We start from the raw sequence: 17,196 nt of genomic DNA, 5'->3' as shown, positions 1-17,196 counted from the left end.
GGCAGGATGAACAAACGCCGTTCCCCCTTTGAAACATCGAACGAGTCCATGCCGGTCGTGGCAGCGCCGCCGGATCTATATGAGTCTCTGCGAATTGCAGAGCCAAGGAAGAGAAGCCGCCACTGGGAGAAGCAGCATCAAAGCCACAAGGCCGTGTACCGTGGCGTGGATCCCAGATTGTCGTTGCGGGTCAAGTCCATCGCCAGCGACCTGCTTGTGCCGGAAGGCGAAGTGGCACGTGCGGTGATCGAACATGCCCTGCGCTGTTATGAGCGTGGTGAGTTCGATCTCAATCCCAGACCCAATCCGTATCGCCTGCGCATGACCCTTTTCCCAACCCATGATCCCATGCCAACAACCATTCCAAAAATACAAAACAAAAGCCCGAAGCGTTGTGGCGGGTGATCACCACCTGGCGCGGCTTTCCGCCTGAACTCAAACGCGAACTATCTGCCCTTGCATCCGATGATGGCTTGAATGTGCCGATTGGGGAATTGATCACCGCCCTGCTGCGTTTTGGATTGAAGGAATTTCAGCATGGCAGATTGACGCTCACCCCGGTGCAAAAACGCACATCCTTCACGTTGCCCCTGGAAGGTGCAAAATGAACTTCCATCAAAAACGAAAAAACAAACAGGTTGATGAAATCAAGTCAGGCGGCACGGACTATGTGCCGCCTGCGCTTTGTCCACGTGCCGCCCACGTTGAAGTCACAGGTGAAACCGGGAGCCGTTCATTTTTCCAAACGCGATGGGTGCGACCTGCGATGGGAAATGATCCGATTTTGACCTGGGAGGCGGCATGATCAACCTTGAAGAAACATGGCAGCAGGTATTGCAGCAACTTCAAGCGGATATGCCGCGCGCCCCCTTCGATACATGGGTGCGCAACACAAACGTCGTGTCCCTTGAAAAAAATGTACTCATCATCTCAGCGCACAACGCCGATGCCCGTGACTGGCTGGAGTCACGCCTGACCTCCACAGTTCAGAACATCCTGAAAGGCATCCTGGACCCGCCGGTATCGGTGCGCTTTGTTGCAAGCGAAACCCCGCAAGAGGATGAACAGGAAAAGGTAGCGGAGGAGGAAACAGAATTTGACATCCAGCCGGTGCAGTGGCTGGATTATGACCGCATCGTGCAGCCACATAAGCAGGTCGTGGTGAAGGGCTATTTGAGAAGACTGGGGATGGAGATCGGGCCCAAGGCGATCTGGTTGTATATCGGATTTCATCAGGCAGCCTGGCGGGTGCAGGGCTTGAAACAGGCGGATGCCAAACCACTGCACAGCCGTGAGGTCATGCGTTTCAGCGCCCTGAGTCACGGTGCCTTCTGGCGTCTGCTAAAACACACCAGCATTCAAGGGCACTTGCATGGGCTGGTGCAGCGTGCTGAGGATAACGACACGCGCCGCTTTCGCCGTGGCCGCGATGGACGCCCGCACCGTGCACCGATCCGCTACCAGGTCTTCATGACCCCGCGCCTGACACGCATGGATGCTCTTGCGATCCATGCACGGATCAGGTCCATGACCGAAAGGAATCTGGATCTGCATAAAGCGCTGCAGGAACTGCTGTCCGTGGAGGATGTCATGGAACTGCTTACCCCGATGGAAGACATGCGCAGCTCTGTGCCATTGAACACGGTGATGGATATCGTCCGTCTGGAGGCAGGGGCTGCCCATACATTGGAGACGGATCAATTGGCACAAGCCCTGCATCGTCGCATCATCAATGCCCTCGGCGACATCCACATCACGCACTTCTTCATCACCCGCAGCATTCATGAATTAAATCTGACCCCTGCGCAGGCCTGGCTGGTCACGGTGGCGCGTGACATGGCGTTCATCAACTCCCGCACCGGGGAGCGGCGTGATCTGGTGACCTTTAAAGGGGGGTATCAGGAAATGGCGGAACTGATCGGCTCGGGTCGCTATAAGACCGTACAGGCCTGGCTCAACCCGCAATGGAAAGAGCAGCGCGGCGGGAACCTTTCGCGCTTCCTGATGGAGATGCCCATTCCCGATTCCAACACCTATGCCGATCTGCGGGTCGAGTCCATGCCGCGTGCGTTTCGGGTGCTGCTGGATGAACCGCTGGACGCAAATGGGACGAATATGGCAGACGCAGATGGGAGGATAGACTGGACGCAAATGGAAGCAGTAGCAGACGCGAATGGGAGTCATATGGCGGACGCAAATGGGACTGTTTTAAACTCTTTTAAACACCCCCAAAACACTGAAAAGAAAAACACATCGACCACCCAACATGCCTGCGGCGCGGGAAAAACGGAGGAGGCGGTGCCGCCGTTTTGGGAATTGGATGTCTTGCTTCAACAAAATGACGTGCATCCCAAAGTACAGAAGGAGCTGCTCGAGGTTCAGGCATCCGTGCATGCCTTCGTCTCCTGGGTGTTGTATGTCGCCAGCCCGAAAAGCGGAAATCTTTCCGACCCGCTGGGATATGCGCTCAGCCGCCTGCGCGAACATCCCCTGCATGAAGCGCGCGGAGTCTTTCGGCAATTTGCCGACCTGCCGCCGGCCGAGTTATGGAGGTTGATGGAGTCCACACCGCACCGTGCGTATGCCCATCCAAAACCAGTGGAACATCCGCTGGCGCATGCCTGGAGGAAGACGATGGGGCCGCACAACCCCATGATGACTCAAGCCCGGTCCATTTTATTTGGAACCGATGAGGAGGAATGACATGCAATTGCATTTTCTGATCACTTCAAAGCAACGTGCTTATGGGGCAATGTTCATGGAGTCTTTGGACGAGACTGTACTGGCGTTCATGTATCCATCCGATGGGACGCGCACCTTCCACACCTTCTTCTGCCCGCCGATGCGGATCGCGGCCTTGAGCGCCGCGGGACAGGTGGTGTTCGATGAAGTCATCCCCCGCTGGCAGTGGGTACGGTTGCCGACCTGCCGCTATGTGATCGAGACGGGGCCCGGGGTGGATTACCGTCCCTTCATGGACAGCATAATTTCATCAACCCTTGAACTCCCCGATTATGGGGCCATGCACGCCGGCACGGGAATGGACCATCTCCTGTTTTCCCTGCTGGCCGAAGCCGTTGCCGACATTCGCCGCATCCGTGAAGCGCACCAGGATGGGATCATCCCCGAGATCCAGAGACAGAAGTTTGCCGCCTGGGAACGCGGACAGATCGTGAGCTCGGCTGGTTTCATCCTGGATTTTTCCAGCGTCTGGAACCTGCCGAACGGCGCGGTGAAACTTTCCCACTCCGTCCTGAAGGCCGAAGAGCCTTACCTGGATGAGATCGTGGCGGCCTCGGTGGCCGGTGTTCCCTGGCGGCACGAGTTTCCCAATCACTGCATGCGCTGCGGCAAGCCCGCCTCCTGGAGGCCGGTCCTTTCTCCCGCCCCGAATGCACCGCTGGAACTTCTCTGGCGCTACCAGCGACCGGAGAACGCCATCCCGATCTGCCACCATTGCACGGAGACCTTGAATTTATTGCGGGACGAGTCCCTGCAGCTCGACATGGTCTGGGGCTTGTGGGGACCGCGTTTCGAAGCCCTCTGGCAATGGCACCGCGCCTTGAAGAATCACAGACTGCCAGGCGATTGGGATATGTGCACCCATCCGCTCTGGCCGCGGGAATACGGCGGCACAAGTTGGGAGACCGGCAGCGGCGCTTTGGCCCATGCCGTGCCGCATCCCCCACGGGATGTGCTCCGCAATGAACAACACCTGCAGGCCTTGAAACAGGCCCTGTACAGCAAGCCCTTCCGCGGACGACAGCCCGGCGAAGCCCCGCTGCAGAAGTTATTAGACTTCCACCTCGACATTCCAAAAGGAGACTCCCCATGACCTTTCTTGCATTCCTTGGCGCGTTGAGCCTGAGCGTGCTCGCGTTTGAACTGCTGACTGCCTTTCAAGCCGCCTTCAATCCCTTTGGCGCCAACCGCCTGATGAACTTCAGCTCCCAGCCGCATACCCAGCGGCGATCCACATGGGAGGCGTTGCTGGTGGCGGTCCTGCCCGGCCGCTTTGATCCCGGGCAGGCGAAGAACATGAACGATGTGATCGGACTGTTGAGGCGGGCCGGTTATCCCCATGACACCCCGGGCGAATTCTATGCTGCGGCTATTCGAGATTTCTCGATCTTTCTGTTGGTGGGTGGTTTGCTGGCCGGGGCGATGGCGGCGCTGGACCTGCTGGTGGCAGCGCCCATCCTCGCCCTGGTCTTTGTCTTTTTGGGACTGCGCCGTCCCTATGTCCGCATGAAGGCACTGGCAGCGAAACGCGCCGAGGCGCTGCGTAACAATATGTTGATCGGCCTGTCTGTGCTGGGTTCCCTGCTGTCTTCCGGCGTGGGGGTGCAGGAGGCACTGCGACGCGCCTCCACGGTGGGCGGGCCGTTCTGCAACCTGCTCGGGCTGCTGGTGGCGCGCATGGAAGTGGAGGATTTTACAAAAGCAGTGGAAGTCACCCGCGCCCATCTTCCCGATCCCGCCGATGTGGAGGCCAACCTCTTCCTGCGCGACATCCACGACTTCTTCGCCAACAACCGCCCGATCCTGTCCAGCGTGCAGGGGCTGCAGGAGTCCGTGCATCGTTCCGTGGTGGAAGTCACGGAAGCGCGGGCTGCCCTCGTGCGCCAGCGCGCCGGCTTGTTCGGTGTGCTGGCGGTGCTGGGGTTGGTGCTGGCGATCATTGCGCCGTTCACACTTGCACCTGGCGCAAGTGCAGGTGTGGGATCCGGGTTGATGTAAGGTCATGTCCCCTTCATCCAGATCACTCGAAGTTGGTCGTTCCCATTGGCGTTCAATGGCGTACTGGGTCTTTGCCCTGCTGGCCGCCATTAGCGCTTTTTTCATCATGCGCAATCTGACCGCCTGCTGGAGATTAACGCCCCTGCCCGGCATTCCACCAGCGGATTGTGCGGTGGAATCGATCCAGCCGCCTGGGGCGCCGGTTCTTCATAACGTGGAACCATCGCATGAGATCCTCCCATCCGATGTGTCTGCGGCGGAGATGGGGATGCCTGCCTGGGATGGCGGCAGCCGCGTCAATATCGCCTTCTTTGGATTGCGCGGCAGCGCTGCAGACGAAGGCTGCCCGCTTTGCACGGATACGATCCTCCTCCTGACCGTGGACCCGGTCTCGAGGACGGCAGGCATGTTGTCCATTCCGCGCGATCTGTGGGTCAACATCCCTGGCTCCGGATACAGCCGCATCAACACGGCCTGGGCGATTGGGGAGAATGCCAGACTGCCGGGTGGCGGAGCGGGCCTCGCGATGGAAACCGTTTCCCAGTTCATCGGGGTGCCGGTTCACTATTATGTCCAGGTGGATTTTGGGACCTTCGTGTCGTTCGTCAACCTGATCGGCGGCATTGATGTGTATGTGGAGGAACAAATGGTGTTGGACCCGGCCGGTTCAGGACAGGATCATTTTGTGCTGATCCCCGGAGACTTCCGCCATTTGACCGGCAAGCGCGCCCTGGCCTATGCCCGCTGCCGTTACGAAACCCAGGGCTGCAGCGGCGGGGATGTGGGCCGCGCCAGACGCCAGCAGCAGGTCATCCTGGCGATCCGTGACAAGGTGCTTGCTCCGGAATATTTCCCGACCCTCCTGTCGCGGATGCCGGAGCTATACATGGAGTTCTCCTCCGGAGTCCGCACCAACATGCAGCTGGAGGATGTCATGAAGCTGGCGTTGCTTGCCAGGGATATTCCGGTTGAGGCCATCCAAACGGGAGTGATCGATTCAAGCATGGCGATCCCAGCGGACACGACCATCGATGGAGTGCCGGCCAATGTCTTGCGCCCGATCCCTGATCTGGTCCGTATCCTGCGTGATGAGATCTTCGTCCCCGGCGGGCCGCTGAGTCCACTGGCGCTGGGGGATCCTGTTGAATTGGCTCCTACGGATGGAGCGCGGATCCGCATTGTCAATAATACCTACACGGCGGACCTGGACAGGAGGACCGCAAATTATTTGACGGCCCGGGGAATGCAGATCGTGGAGTACGGTCCGCCCACTGGCATATCCGGGCACACCAAACTGGTCCTGTATTCTTCAAAACTGTATGCCTTGCGATATCTGGCGGAAGTCTTTGGGGTGGCGAGTCAACAGATTGTGATTCAACCAGACCCAACCTCACCCGTTGACCTTGAGATTCGCCTTGGAGAGGATTGGGCTGAAGGCTTGCCTGTTGGGTACTAGCGTCACACATGTATGAATAAAAGGGAAGCTCCAGAGCTTGCTCTGGAGCTTCCCTTTTATTTGTTTTCAAAATCCCATCCTTTGCGGATTGGGACGATTCTTTGTTTGATGATCAGTTTCACCGCAAAACGGGCAGGGGGCATTCCACTGTGAACTGAAATTCCGCATGAAAAAATCATGCACCCTGCTCCATTGCTGATACAGCCAATACCGCGGGGTACGCCAGAACGATGTTTTGATTCGGACATCCTTTTGCAGGTTATTCATTTCATCAACAGCATCAGATGAAACCCCGCCTGCGGCAACCCATACCGACACGCCCTGACGACCCCCATGCCTGATTCTATATGATTCCAACTGACAGACATTCGTTTTTTATCCCGAAAGGAGTTCACCATGTTCAAGTTGTTGAAACGCTTTGTTCGTGAAGAGGAGGGACAGGATTTTGCAGAATACGCCCTGATCCTGGGTGCGGTGGGTGTGGTCGCCATTGCCGTGATCTCGCAATACAAAACCGAATTGATCGCGGCCTTCCAGGCGGGCATTGATGCCCTGCGCATGGCGCGAGGCGGATAGATGTATTGCAGGAAAGAAAAGGGACAGGCCATCGCCGAGTTCGCCCTGGTTCTACCGGTGTTGATCCTGCTCCTGTTCGGCATGACCTTTGCCGCCTTCGCAGCCTTCCGTTCCGCCGCCGCGGACTGGGGCGTGTTCGTCACAGGCGTGGCCAGCGGTTCCTTTGAGACCCCGGTCACGGAGGCTGCCAGGGATACCGTGTTATGGCCTGACCTGGCGGATCAGATCATGGCAGGCGAGGAAGGCCCGCGTCAGGTCCGCTCGTTGATCAGCGTGGAGGATTCACGCGGCTGGCTTTTTGGAATCCGCCTCACCGAGTCCCAGCGGGCCGCGGCGTATTTTCGGTTATGGCGCTTTTACCCCGGACCACCCGCTGCGGGAGGCATCGAATGAAGAGAATTTCTGAACGGGGTCAGGCCATGCCCGAAACTGCACTCTTTGCCATTCTGGCCATCCTGATGGCGTTCGGTCTGTTGTCCTGGATCCCGCTCCATCGTGCGCGGACCGCCGCCACCGCCGCCGCCTATGCCTGTTCGCAGTTCCTGTCGCAATCCCCTGATCCCGCACGTGCCCAACACAATGCAGTCCGCATCGCATGGGAAACGTTGAACGCAGACTGGTCTGCAACGCAAGGCGTGAACTACCGTGTGCAGGTTTCGCCGCCGGATGGGCCCGGGTCCGTCGGTCAGTGTCTGGTTTCCTATCAGGCGCCGATTCTTTTCAACGGATTGATTGGATCCAGTGCGGGCGGCTGGAATGATGCGTGGTTTATGTCCCGATCCGAAGCCTGGAAAGCGAGATGGCAGTGAAGTCCAGACGAAACGAACGCGGACAATCCACACTGCTGTTTGCGATCCTGCTTCCGTTGATGTCGCTGTTTTTGTTGGGCATCCTGGATTACATGGTGACCAATGCGCGGGTCATGGAGACCGTGGGAGCCGCCGACCTCGCCGCCCATGCAGGCGCGCAGGAGATCACGGTTCTGCCGGATGGCACGATCACGGCCAACGCTGCGGGCAACGAGATTGCCGCAGAGTATTTCAATGCCCAGCGGCCAGGCAGCGCCCAGCTGCTCTCGGTTTCCTGTGGAAGTCATCAGGGACGGCCCGCCTGTTTTGTGACAGCCAGAACGCGTTCGGCGGGATATCTGCTGCCCGCCCGCTGGGTGACGGTGCGTGCCATTGGGTATCTGGCACATGGCGTTACCCGCGGCGATCAATGAATTTTTGGAGTCAACCATAATAATGAAGTCACTTTGGAAAACGATCCTGAACGGATTGACCTACCGGGATCTGGCCGGGCACATGCAACTGCGTGCCCACACCATCATCAGCGGATTGATCCTGCTCCTGCTTCTGGCGACAGGTGGCATGGCGGCGCTCAATCGTTACCTGTTGATGAGCAGGGTGCAGGCTGCCGCAGAACCTGTTTTATTGACCGCACAACCGACCACTCCGCCCGAATCTGAACCTGAGCAAGGCGGGTGCCCAACCGATGCAATGGATTGGTCCCTGACCCCGACCTATATCAGCAAAACCTATGCCGTCATCCAGCCTGCCTGTGTGTATCGAGGGCTGGAGCAGACCATCGCCTGGGCGTTGGCGATACGCGAGGGCTACAGCCGCGCGGAGGCGACCCGACAACTTGGATTCGCTGAAATGCCGATGAGGCGGTTGGATCAGGTGTTGCTCCCTACCGAAAGCAGGGAACCGATTGCGGTGCCGGTTGGTTTCATTCCCCCCAACCCCGACTTTACCGAATGGCGACTTAATGCCGAAGGCAAAGCTGCGGTGACGTATGCCCTGCGCGGTTGTTTCAGGACCTCCAGTGTTGTTGGAAATCGCATGGAAACATGGGGCGGGGAATATGCGGTGATCTGCATGGTGGTGGAGGATGCCGAGAACACCCATATTGTTTATGCATTGGATGGTCATGTGTACACATCCGATGCCGTTCCCATGCGTTCCTTTTTACTCTTCGGTTACGTGGGGGATGGCCTGTGGGTCTGGCTGGGCACCCAGGAGGATCCAAAACAAGAGATCGTTTCCGCGCAGATCAATGCACGGGAGCGCCTGACGGTTGCCACGATGTACGACTCCCAGCCCTGGGATGCAAGCTGGCTCCTGAATACCCATCACCTGATCATGCAGCCTCCGCCGCAGGACTGGCAGATGAAGACCGATGAGAGCGAGGGACGAATGATCCTGAATTCCCTGACCGAAGGATTGAGTGAGGCCCGGCCATGAAACGGATTGGATTTTTTCTGTTCCTGATCTTTGCCTGCATCCTGCAGCCTTATACCCACATCGTGGATGCGCAGTCCGCGCCCTCTTGTCATTTTGAATCGGACGGCAGCATTGTCTGCACGACGGGTGGAGGGGGCGACCCCGGCAATGGCGGCGATCCGGGCGACCCCGGACAATATGTTTGCACACCGGGCGCCGTCCGTGAAGAGACGGTCTATCGTCCCGAGCCCTCTCTCGGCGAAAACCAATGCAGCGTCTGGGATTACCGGGTGGACGATTGCAGCGGTGCGGTCCTCTTTGGCACCAGCATGGGAACCGCCGAATGTCCGCTGGCGCTTTCGCTGCCGGACCATCCTTGTGATGAATTTTCTGTGACCTCCGGAGGAATTACCTGTGGAGTCTTTGACTGGAATTTGCGCGCCCGTGTGCATTTCCCCGAGATCTATCTTGACCTGCGGCCTTATCCTGCAACTCTGGTGCGCTGGCCCACCGCGGTACGCAATGGCGGGTTGTCGGAGTCCTCCGGTTCAGGCAGCGTGGACTACATCGCCTACGGGGGCGGATCGCCGGGCAACCCGCAGGAGGGAGACTGGCGCGATCTGCGCCTGACCCTGACCCTGCGTCCTTCCGGTCCGATGTCCGTGGACCTGCCCAATATTGACGGTCTGACTTTGTCGGACGAAGGCGGGACCGGTACCCCCACCCTGATCCAATGGGAGGTGCCTTCCCATCCCGCTGCCGGCGGTGGCCCCACTGCGGAAAGTATTGAAGGGCTGGAGGAACTGCCCGGTGACATTCCGCTGTATGTTGGCAGTGGGCGTGCGCCTTATAAATTGTTTTGGGATCTGCGCTACTACGAATACACGGCTGTCAGGGAGTGCTTCCATGAATCAGGTGGCACCACCTGTGAGACCGTGGGCTATGAGTGGCGTCGGCACGGGGATGGCGGCGAGATCCCTCCTTACGCGGTGCAGGGACTTCCGTCTGCATTGCTGGCGGATGTGAACCATGACGGCACCTTCGAATCTTATTGGGATAACAACCTGACCCTGCGGCGCATGGATGAAAACAACCATGTGGACAACCCGATCTATCAGCGCTCCTGGAATTGGGGCGGGCTCATCTATTGGGCCGTGCGCGAAGGGCAGGGACAGATCGGCTGGCCGGGCAATTGAGTCCCGACCATCACTTTTATACAATCAAGGAGAACAACATGTTCAAGAAAATTCTAATGACAGGCCTGATCCTTATGCTCTTGATGGGCATGGGATTGCAGGCTGCTCCGGCCCAGGCACAGGGAGAGCAACCCTCTCCCATTACCACCCTGGCCCTTATCAAAAAAGCCACACTCCTGCGGGGATATCCGCCCCGCATCCTTGTCCGCGGCGTATTGCCCGCTGGTTGCTACAAGCTGGAAGTGAGCAAGCCAGTGCTTATGGGACCAAACCCACACACCCGATCTGCAACACAAATTATGGTGCAGGTGCGCGGCGTTCAGGCCAAAACCTGTACTTTGAAACCGCAGCATTTCGAGACGACCATTACGATCGACCCGGTCAAGCTGAACCTGTCCGCCGGGCGTTATGTGGTGCTTCTCAATCCGATCAGCGGAAGGACGCCTTTTCAGGTGAACTTCACCATCCCCGCACATTTGGACTAGTGTTGAAATGACCTGACGGGATCCGGCAATGTCCGATCCTGCAAGCTGAAATATCCTTTCGTATCCAACCTTCCGGGGTCCAATGCCTGCTCCAATTCCCAGGCGTGGATCCCGGATCTATAGCTGGTGAATGGAAACTCCATCGACCGTCTGTTGATGATCATTCCGTATCTTTGGCGACGTGTCTGACTGCAAATCGCTTGTCAATCCACCCGTTGCGGATTCGACCAGCCCTCGGGCCATCATCCTATATTCCAAGATCAGAACCTGCCAGGGTCGAGCCACTTTCACAATCTGTTCCGCAACATTTTGTGATTCAATTTGCTTTAGAGACAACCGATGCGGAACGCATAGAATCCATTGGTGAAGCCGTGTTTGAGTCGATTGATATTGTGATTCCCGATGTGCCCGAGGAAGTTGTGTCTCAACCGTAGCCGCAGTTGGAAAGAGTGGTGGAAAGCGAGTACGACCACTATGTTACCGCTCTGGATGATCTTGCCTCCGTAAGCGACCAGCGTGATGAGGAATAGTGGGTTTTGCCCGTCAACCCGCCCAAAATGACCTTCGCCGTGGTTTACAGCGGTATATGCGCCCTGGTTTTACTGCATTAAGGTTGGACAAGTAACTTCAATTGGTCTTCTGCAAAAGTTGCTAACTGATTATCTGTTGTCAATTCCAAACAATGTTTGATGTCTTTTCGCGCATTATCCTTTTGGCCAAGCTGCACAAGAAAACCCGCGATAGCAGTAGGCGGCTGCATATCCAGGGTCAAGAGCAATAACCTGAATGTAATCCGCAATCGCATTATCATACTGTCCAGACATATAATAAGAGCTGGCACGATAGTAATAGGCGTTTGTATATTTGGGGTCAATTTTAATGGCTGTTGTGTAATCAATAATTGATTTTTCATACTGCCCAAGTCCAAAGTAAGAATTGGCACGACTGTAAAAGGCGACTGCATACTTTTCGTCCAGTCCAATGACAGTTGTATACTCCGAAATCGCATTATCATACTGACGAAGAAGATAATAAATATTTCCCTGGCCCAAATATGCAAATTTGTATTTCGGATCGAGTTTGATGATCTCGCCATAGTCAGCAAGTGCTTGTTCATAATCACCAGTAATTTCGTAGATGCGACCTCGGCTATGATAGGCTCCAACAAACTTTGGGTCTAGGTTGATTGCCTTGTTGATATCTTCCATTGCTTCGTTGTATTTGTCAAAGTGGTTGTAATAAAGATCGCCTCGGCTGTTGTAGTACAAGGCGCTTTTTGAATTCAATCCAATGGCTTTTGTGTAGTCGGCAAGTGCGTCTTCGTATCGTTCTAGAATTTCATAAAGCAAAGCTCGGTTGTAGTATGCACTGGGGTATTCCGGGTCCAATTGAATGGCCTTGTTGTAATCAGCCAGCGCATGTTCATATTCTTTCATCTCCTCATAGCCAATCGCTCGTGCATTAAAACCATGGGCGTTTTCTGGAGCAAGCTCAATGGCTTTGTTGAAATCATTAAGAGCATTGTCGTATTTTCCAAGGTCTGTGTATGTTTCTCCGCGATTTTGGTAGTAAAGTTCATCGTTTGGACTTAATTCAATTGCCTTGGTATAGTCGGCAATGGCTTCATTGTATCTCTCAAGGCGGTCATAAATATTTCCTCTGTTGTTGTAAGACCAGTCATCTGTTGGATCAAGCTTGATTGCCATGGTGTAGTCTGCGATGGCTTTTTCATATTCTTTGAGGTGACCGTAGGCAACACCGCGGTTGTAATAATATATACAGGCACATTGCGGGTTCAACTCTATTGTCTTGGTATAGTCTGCAATTGCCATCTCATCCAGCCCAAGATTGGCGTATGCATATCCGCGACTGCTGAAGGCCCAAATGTATTCTGGGTCAATCGTCAATGCCTCAGTGTAATCTGCTATGGCTTGCTGTAATTGATTGCGACTGTAGTGAATTTCCCCTGTGTAAAACCAAATATCCGCAAGGTTGATTAATTCATTTGAGGGCGCCTGCAAAGCTAATGCTCGCTCAAAACGACTCAAGGCTTCCTGATAGTCTTCTGCTACGTAGTAGGCGTATCCGCTGATAATGAGAACCATGGAGCTCATTTGTTCACCAATGCTTTGTTGAAGCACGAAACTTTCCAGTTCCCTTGAACTGGAGGCTGGTTTTAATTGCTCACTGGCATCAATTATTTCTATTTGCTTTGGAACCAGGTTTTCCACATGAATGGTTACATTTGGATTTTCAGTTGGGCGGTACCATCCCCAAATAACTATATCGGCCAAATACCTTTCCCCAATTTTTCGCGCATACTTGCTACCCTTCTCAACAGTAACAACTTCACCAAGACGAACGACTTGTACATCTTCGTAACCCGTAAGAGCATCATCGAGTTGTTCTAGAAGTTCATCCGTCAAACCGTAATTTTCTTCGGGGCCATCGAATTTTGCAATCAGGATGATCGTCTTTGCTTCAAGTTCCTGACGATGACGGACTAACAAATAGCCACTCACTCCTCCAGTAATGAAATATGCAATTATGCCAGCAAAAGCCAGCTGGCGAATGCCTTTTGAATATCGCCAATCGCTTTTCAGTTTATTCTTTCCGGGCGAAACAAAATCAGGGACTTCAAAAGTAATTCTGCCGAACCCCACCCAGATCAATCCTGCAAGGATTAATAACGCCCCCATGATCGCAATAATTAATGTAACAGTGTTTTGATCGCCACGCCAGAGTTCGATAAACTGAACGACCAGCGTGACCGTGCCCGCCAAACTTACAATTGGCGCCCAGATTGTCTTTAAGATACTTGATAAATCGGACTGCTTGCCAGATGGCTGTTGAGTGTTTGCCATAACCGCCAACTCCTCATTAACTGTAACCACACCAATAATATCTTATTTTACCCCAGCCTCCCCGTTGCCCATGGCGCCTCGTGTGGGGCTTTACGGTAAACGTGCCGTAACTGAGATTTAGCCTGCATTTAATAAAAGAATATAAGGAGTGCCCTTTTGGGGTGCTCCTTATATTCTTTTATGTATGGTTCCGTATGGAACAACAACTAAAATGCCAACCTTGCCTCCTCTTTCTCAAACTCTCCCACCAACCCTGCCACCGCGCGATCCAGCAAAATGCAATACCTCTTTACATCCACAGTCCTTCTATCCACACCCAACTCCCAAACGCGGACCCGTTCCCTGCCGCGAATGAACACAAAGCGCATGAACTGACCTGGTGCAACGGCATGACCCGCACGCTGGTATTGCATTGCCGCCCGTGCAGCGGGGGATGGTGTTTTATAGCCTTCCACGGCTCGGCTCAAACTTTGCGTCACCACCAATTCCTCCAACGGAATAAGTCCGCTCCTCAGATCGCGCTTCGCCTTGCAGATCAGTTCTTGTATTTCAGGCAGAAAATCAGAGACCTCATCCAGCGTTTTGGCTTTCGCCAGACAAGTCAAAACCTCCAGTTGAATCTTCTTCACCCAAAAGGGAACGTCTCTGCGGCGGGCTTCGATGCCGCGGAATTTTATATCCCCATTCGTCAATACGCCGAAATAGCGATTGGGCACAGCGATGCGCGCATCCCGTCTGGAAGGTGGGAAACACACCCAGCGATACACACCCTCCGTCATGATCGGAATTCCTGTTTGTTTTGCAATCGCCTGTAACAACGGCTCAACAGCCTGTTTGTCTTGCAGTCCGCTCTTTTGCACGAACAGGCTGTCCACATACATGTGCAGGACGGTAAAGCCCAGTTCCTCAGCCACTTCCTTTGCCTGCAGCATCAACTCGCGGCTGATGGCCGTCACTGCCTCGTGCGATTCGATCTTCCCAAAACGCGCATTCTTGTATCCCAAATACCCAAAGCACACCACCAACAGCCATTTCAGCGCGGCTGCCCTTTGTGTCAGCACCTTCATCTGGCAATCCCGTTTTTCCAAGTTGGAAATCAGCGCTTTCAGTTTCAAACGCTTTTCAAGCAGAGGTTGTAAAGTCTGCGGGATCAGACCTTTCTCCATATCTTCCCGATCCATGGTTTCAGGCGAGATATTGTGATGCACCATGATGCTCGGATACATCGAAGCGAAATCGATCTGCGCCACATCTCGATGCACCCCGAGGATCGGCTGATAGATCAACCCGCCCTTGTCCGCGCGAACCAAATCTGCCAGCGTTTTTCTGCCCTCGGCCTGCTGCTTGTGCAGCGGGATCAACACACCCATCTTCAATGCCGTCAGCATTTGCATGGCCGTGATCCCTGCGCCAGGTGACTTGCGCGCCATCTCCTGCACGCCGATGCCCGTCACTCGGGTCTGCTCCAGCACACCCTCCAGCCCATATTCGTTGAACATCATCGCATTCCTGCGGTCAATGTGCCAGCGCCCAAACAAATGACTCTGCGCCCCGCGATGGATGGTCTGCCCGTACGCAAAGTAACTGTCCGCTTTTTTGGTTTGGATCCCACGCGCCCGATCTCGATTGATTTCCAACTCCGCAAGTTTTGGAATCAACCAGCCATCGCCATGATCCGTGAGGATCAGATCGGGATCGAAGCGACGCAGGTCCGCTTGCAGGCTGATCATGAAAGCGCGCTGCGGTTCCATCTGGATGAAGGACTCGCCCCGCTCCACCCTGACCTTCAACCTGCTCGGCGTACGAAAGGCAGGATCAGCATCTGGAGAGAGTTCCATCACCCGCAAGGGAATCGGCTCTGGCGACAACTCCCACGGGGAGTCCAAAGGCTCGATGGCCTGAATCCGCTCACGGTCCAGCCTGATGCGGCAACGCCCAAGCAGGTGGACTCCCGTCAGCGCGATGAATCTCAACGAGATGGGAATGTCTGCGTCGTAATAATCCAAAGATGGAAATTGGTTTTGCAACTCTTGAATGAGATCGCCGTTATCTGCAAACGTGACCTGCATCACATCGCGTTCACCCATGAACAAATCCCGCCGCCTGACGCGGGCGAGTTCCGCCCTGCCTTTGAGAAAGACCCACGCCGCGCGCAGCAATTTGAAATCTCCCGCCAAATACATGACCATGGGTAGTTCCATGCGCAGTTGAAGCCTCTCGCCAGAATCAGCAATGACCCACAGAACAACGCCGCTTTCAGTGTGGCTGTACACATCGAAAAGCCAGCCTGTGATTTCATCCATGTCTCCTCTGTTCAAGTTCGTGGCGAAGAGCAGCGATCTCTTTGGATTGTTCAAGCAGCATGGCCAGCAGGATGGTCTCGAACGGCAGCAGCGAATCAGATTGGCTGATGGCGGTGATGTGCTTGCGGGCCGAGGCAAAGATGCCATCGAAAATGTATTGGTCGCTTTTGCGCAAAGCGCGACGAAACGAAGACAGCATGGCTTCTGTCTCGTTCAGATATTGGGTGATGGTGCTGAGGGTGCGTCCCATGCTCATCCGCCCCGAAAGAAGGAAAGCTGTTCTTCCTGTGGAATGGATGCTGGCGGGTGGGTAAAGACTTCATCGGCTTTCTCGCAGATGCGCTTCAAAAGGAACTCCTTTTCTGCGAGAATGACGGGTTCAAGCGTGATGGCTACGGGTGCGGCAAGGCAAAGCCGCTCGATATGAGCGAGACAAATCGTGAGCAGCCTCTCCGCCTCTTTTGGATGTATCTGGTCATCCTGAAAAGTGGATAATAGATTGAGAATAATGTGTGGCTGGCTCAGTGCGGATGCATTTTCCAACAGGCTGACCATTTGATAACAAGTGAAGGCGCGCTGCACGAAGATTCGCTTGGAAATAACACCCACCTGCAAGCTTTTCCTGCGAACGAGTTGGGCGATTCGGTATGCAGGAAAACAGTTGCCGCCATCCAACACGGTGACGGGTCCGCGCAGGGCAAGTTCGGAGATGAGGTCCGCGATAATTGGTTTGTGATTGGTGAGGGCAACCACCAGTCTGCCTGTTTTGAGTTGGGGAATGAGATCCATTGGAATACGATACATGGATGGAGACGAATCAAAAAATCCCCTGACGGGGGATTTGTGGGTGGAGATTTGTTTAACCGAGCAGGGGAGCTATATGTGGGGTGAGTGACCGAGACAGGCAAAGATACAAGTGGACGTTATTCCCAGGCGCTGAAATCCCATTTCTGCAGGCTGAGCTTTAGCTCTGAACGGGTGCGCAGGTTGAACTTGATCAGCACATTCCGCAAATGGGTCTTGACCGTCTCTGGCGAAATGCTGAGCCTTCTCCCGATCTCCTTGTTGGTGCAGCCCAAACAAGCCAGCGCGGCCACATCGCGCTCGCGTGGAGAGAGGGTTTCCCATTGCTGCAATAACACATCGGAGGAATAGTATTGGGTGAGGCCAGCGGCCAGCAGGTCTTGGATCAACTCATCTTCAGGACGCCCTTCGTGCTGTGCGAGAGTGGCCAGGGTGACTTGCATGCTTTCACTGACCTTGTATTTGCGAGGGGCGGATATGGGACGCAAGCCTATCACGGCCAGGAGTCGAGCCCAGATAGACATGCGGAGGATTGTAATAGAACAAG

The 17,196-nt window shown here is 55.0% G+C and carries 19 protein-coding genes; 14 read left to right on the top strand and 5 right to left on the bottom strand.

Annotation, left to right across the window (positions count from 1 at the left end):
* Nucleotides 1–6 precede the first annotated feature (6 nt).
* From IPI86_RS15220 to IPI86_RS15155, 14 genes are all read left to right on the top strand, one after another.
* Complete coding sequence (locus IPI86_RS15220; protein WP_345298862.1) at nucleotides 7–405, top strand: hypothetical protein; 399 nt, start codon at nucleotides 7–9, stop codon at nucleotides 403–405.
* Entirely contained in the window at nucleotides 402–608 is a 207-nt protein-coding gene (locus IPI86_RS15215; protein ID WP_345298861.1) for a hypothetical protein, read from the top strand. The genes IPI86_RS15220 and IPI86_RS15215 overlap by 4 nt, the downstream gene beginning before the upstream one ends.
* Entirely contained in the window at nucleotides 605–805 is a 201-nt protein-coding gene (locus tag IPI86_RS15210) for a hypothetical protein (RefSeq protein WP_345298860.1), read from the top strand. Before IPI86_RS15215 ends, IPI86_RS15210 begins: the two co-directional genes overlap by 4 nt.
* Nucleotides 802–2,703: a DnaA N-terminal domain-containing protein gene (locus IPI86_RS15205; protein WP_345298859.1), complete on the top strand. Its 1,902-nt coding sequence runs from the start codon at nucleotides 802–804 to the stop codon at nucleotides 2,701–2,703. The genes IPI86_RS15210 and IPI86_RS15205 overlap by 4 nt, the downstream gene beginning before the upstream one ends.
* 1 nt (nucleotide 2,704) lies before the next feature.
* The gene (locus IPI86_RS15200) at nucleotides 2,705–3,835 is read left to right on the top strand and encodes a hypothetical protein (RefSeq protein ID WP_345298858.1); all 1,131 of its coding nucleotides are present in this window, start codon (nucleotides 2,705–2,707) and stop codon (nucleotides 3,833–3,835) included.
* Complete coding sequence (locus IPI86_RS15195; protein WP_345298857.1) at nucleotides 3,832–4,740, top strand: hypothetical protein; 909 nt, start codon at nucleotides 3,832–3,834, stop codon at nucleotides 4,738–4,740. The genes IPI86_RS15200 and IPI86_RS15195 overlap by 4 nt, the downstream gene beginning before the upstream one ends.
* A gap of 4 nt (nucleotides 4,741–4,744) precedes the next feature.
* Entirely contained in the window at nucleotides 4,745–6,196 is a 1,452-nt protein-coding gene (locus IPI86_RS15190; protein ID WP_345298856.1) for an LCP family protein, read from the top strand.
* A gap of 396 nt (nucleotides 6,197–6,592) precedes the next feature.
* Complete coding sequence (locus tag IPI86_RS15185; protein ID WP_345298855.1) at nucleotides 6,593–6,772, top strand: Flp family type IVb pilin; 180 nt, start codon at nucleotides 6,593–6,595, stop codon at nucleotides 6,770–6,772.
* The gene (locus tag IPI86_RS15180; protein WP_345298854.1) at nucleotides 6,773–7,165 is read left to right on the top strand and encodes a TadE/TadG family type IV pilus assembly protein; all 393 of its coding nucleotides are present in this window, start codon (nucleotides 6,773–6,775) and stop codon (nucleotides 7,163–7,165) included.
* Nucleotides 7,162–7,581: a hypothetical protein gene (locus IPI86_RS15175; RefSeq protein WP_345298853.1), complete on the top strand. Its 420-nt coding sequence runs from the start codon at nucleotides 7,162–7,164 to the stop codon at nucleotides 7,579–7,581. The genes IPI86_RS15180 and IPI86_RS15175 overlap by 4 nt, the downstream gene beginning before the upstream one ends.
* Nucleotides 7,572–7,994, top strand: coding sequence for a pilus assembly protein TadG-related protein (locus IPI86_RS15170; protein WP_345298852.1), 423 nt, complete (start codon nucleotides 7,572–7,574; stop codon nucleotides 7,992–7,994). The genes IPI86_RS15175 and IPI86_RS15170 overlap by 10 nt, the downstream gene beginning before the upstream one ends.
* Before the next feature lie 22 nt (nucleotides 7,995–8,016).
* Nucleotides 8,017–9,018, top strand: coding sequence for a hypothetical protein (locus IPI86_RS15165; protein WP_345298851.1), 1,002 nt, complete (start codon nucleotides 8,017–8,019; stop codon nucleotides 9,016–9,018).
* Nucleotides 9,015–10,193, top strand: coding sequence for a hypothetical protein (locus IPI86_RS15160; RefSeq protein WP_345298850.1), 1,179 nt, complete (start codon nucleotides 9,015–9,017; stop codon nucleotides 10,191–10,193). The genes IPI86_RS15165 and IPI86_RS15160 overlap by 4 nt, the downstream gene beginning before the upstream one ends.
* 38 nt (nucleotides 10,194–10,231) lie before the next feature.
* A complete protein-coding gene (locus IPI86_RS15155; RefSeq protein ID WP_345298849.1) occupies nucleotides 10,232–10,678 on the top strand; it encodes a hypothetical protein in 447 nt (148 codons plus the stop codon).
* Nucleotides 10,679–11,382: 704 nt separating this feature from the next.
* Here the strand turns inward: IPI86_RS15155 and IPI86_RS15150 are convergent.
* The 5 genes from IPI86_RS15150 to IPI86_RS15130 form a co-directional block, all read right to left on the bottom strand.
* Nucleotides 11,383–13,542 carry a tetratricopeptide repeat protein gene (locus IPI86_RS15150; protein ID WP_345298848.1) on the bottom strand — a complete coding sequence of 720 codons (2,160 nt, stop codon included), beginning with the start codon at nucleotides 13,540–13,542 and terminating at the stop codon, nucleotides 11,383–11,385.
* A gap of 206 nt (nucleotides 13,543–13,748) precedes the next feature.
* Entirely contained in the window at nucleotides 13,749–15,845 is a 2,097-nt protein-coding gene (locus IPI86_RS15145) for a DNA polymerase domain-containing protein (RefSeq protein ID WP_345298847.1), read from the bottom strand.
* Entirely contained in the window at nucleotides 15,838–16,095 is a 258-nt protein-coding gene (locus IPI86_RS15140; protein ID WP_345298846.1) for a hypothetical protein, read from the bottom strand. Before IPI86_RS15140 ends, IPI86_RS15145 begins: the two co-directional genes overlap by 8 nt.
* A gap of 2 nt (nucleotides 16,096–16,097) precedes the next feature.
* Nucleotides 16,098–16,649, bottom strand: a complete 552-nt coding sequence (locus tag IPI86_RS15135; protein ID WP_345298845.1) for a hypothetical protein — start codon at nucleotides 16,647–16,649, stop codon at nucleotides 16,098–16,100.
* A gap of 119 nt (nucleotides 16,650–16,768) precedes the next feature.
* Nucleotides 16,769–17,196, bottom strand: a 428-nt coding sequence (locus IPI86_RS15130; RefSeq protein WP_345298844.1) for a LuxR C-terminal-related transcriptional regulator, incomplete at its 5' end; no start/stop codon positions are given.

Origin of the sequence: Candidatus Villigracilis affinis (assembly GCF_016705895.1) — a bacterium.
Classification (GTDB): Bacteria; Chloroflexota; Anaerolineae; order Anaerolineales; family Villigracilaceae; genus Villigracilis; species Villigracilis affinis.
Note: the sequence above shows the minus strand (reverse complement) of the source record. Positions and strands in the feature narration are given on the sequence as shown.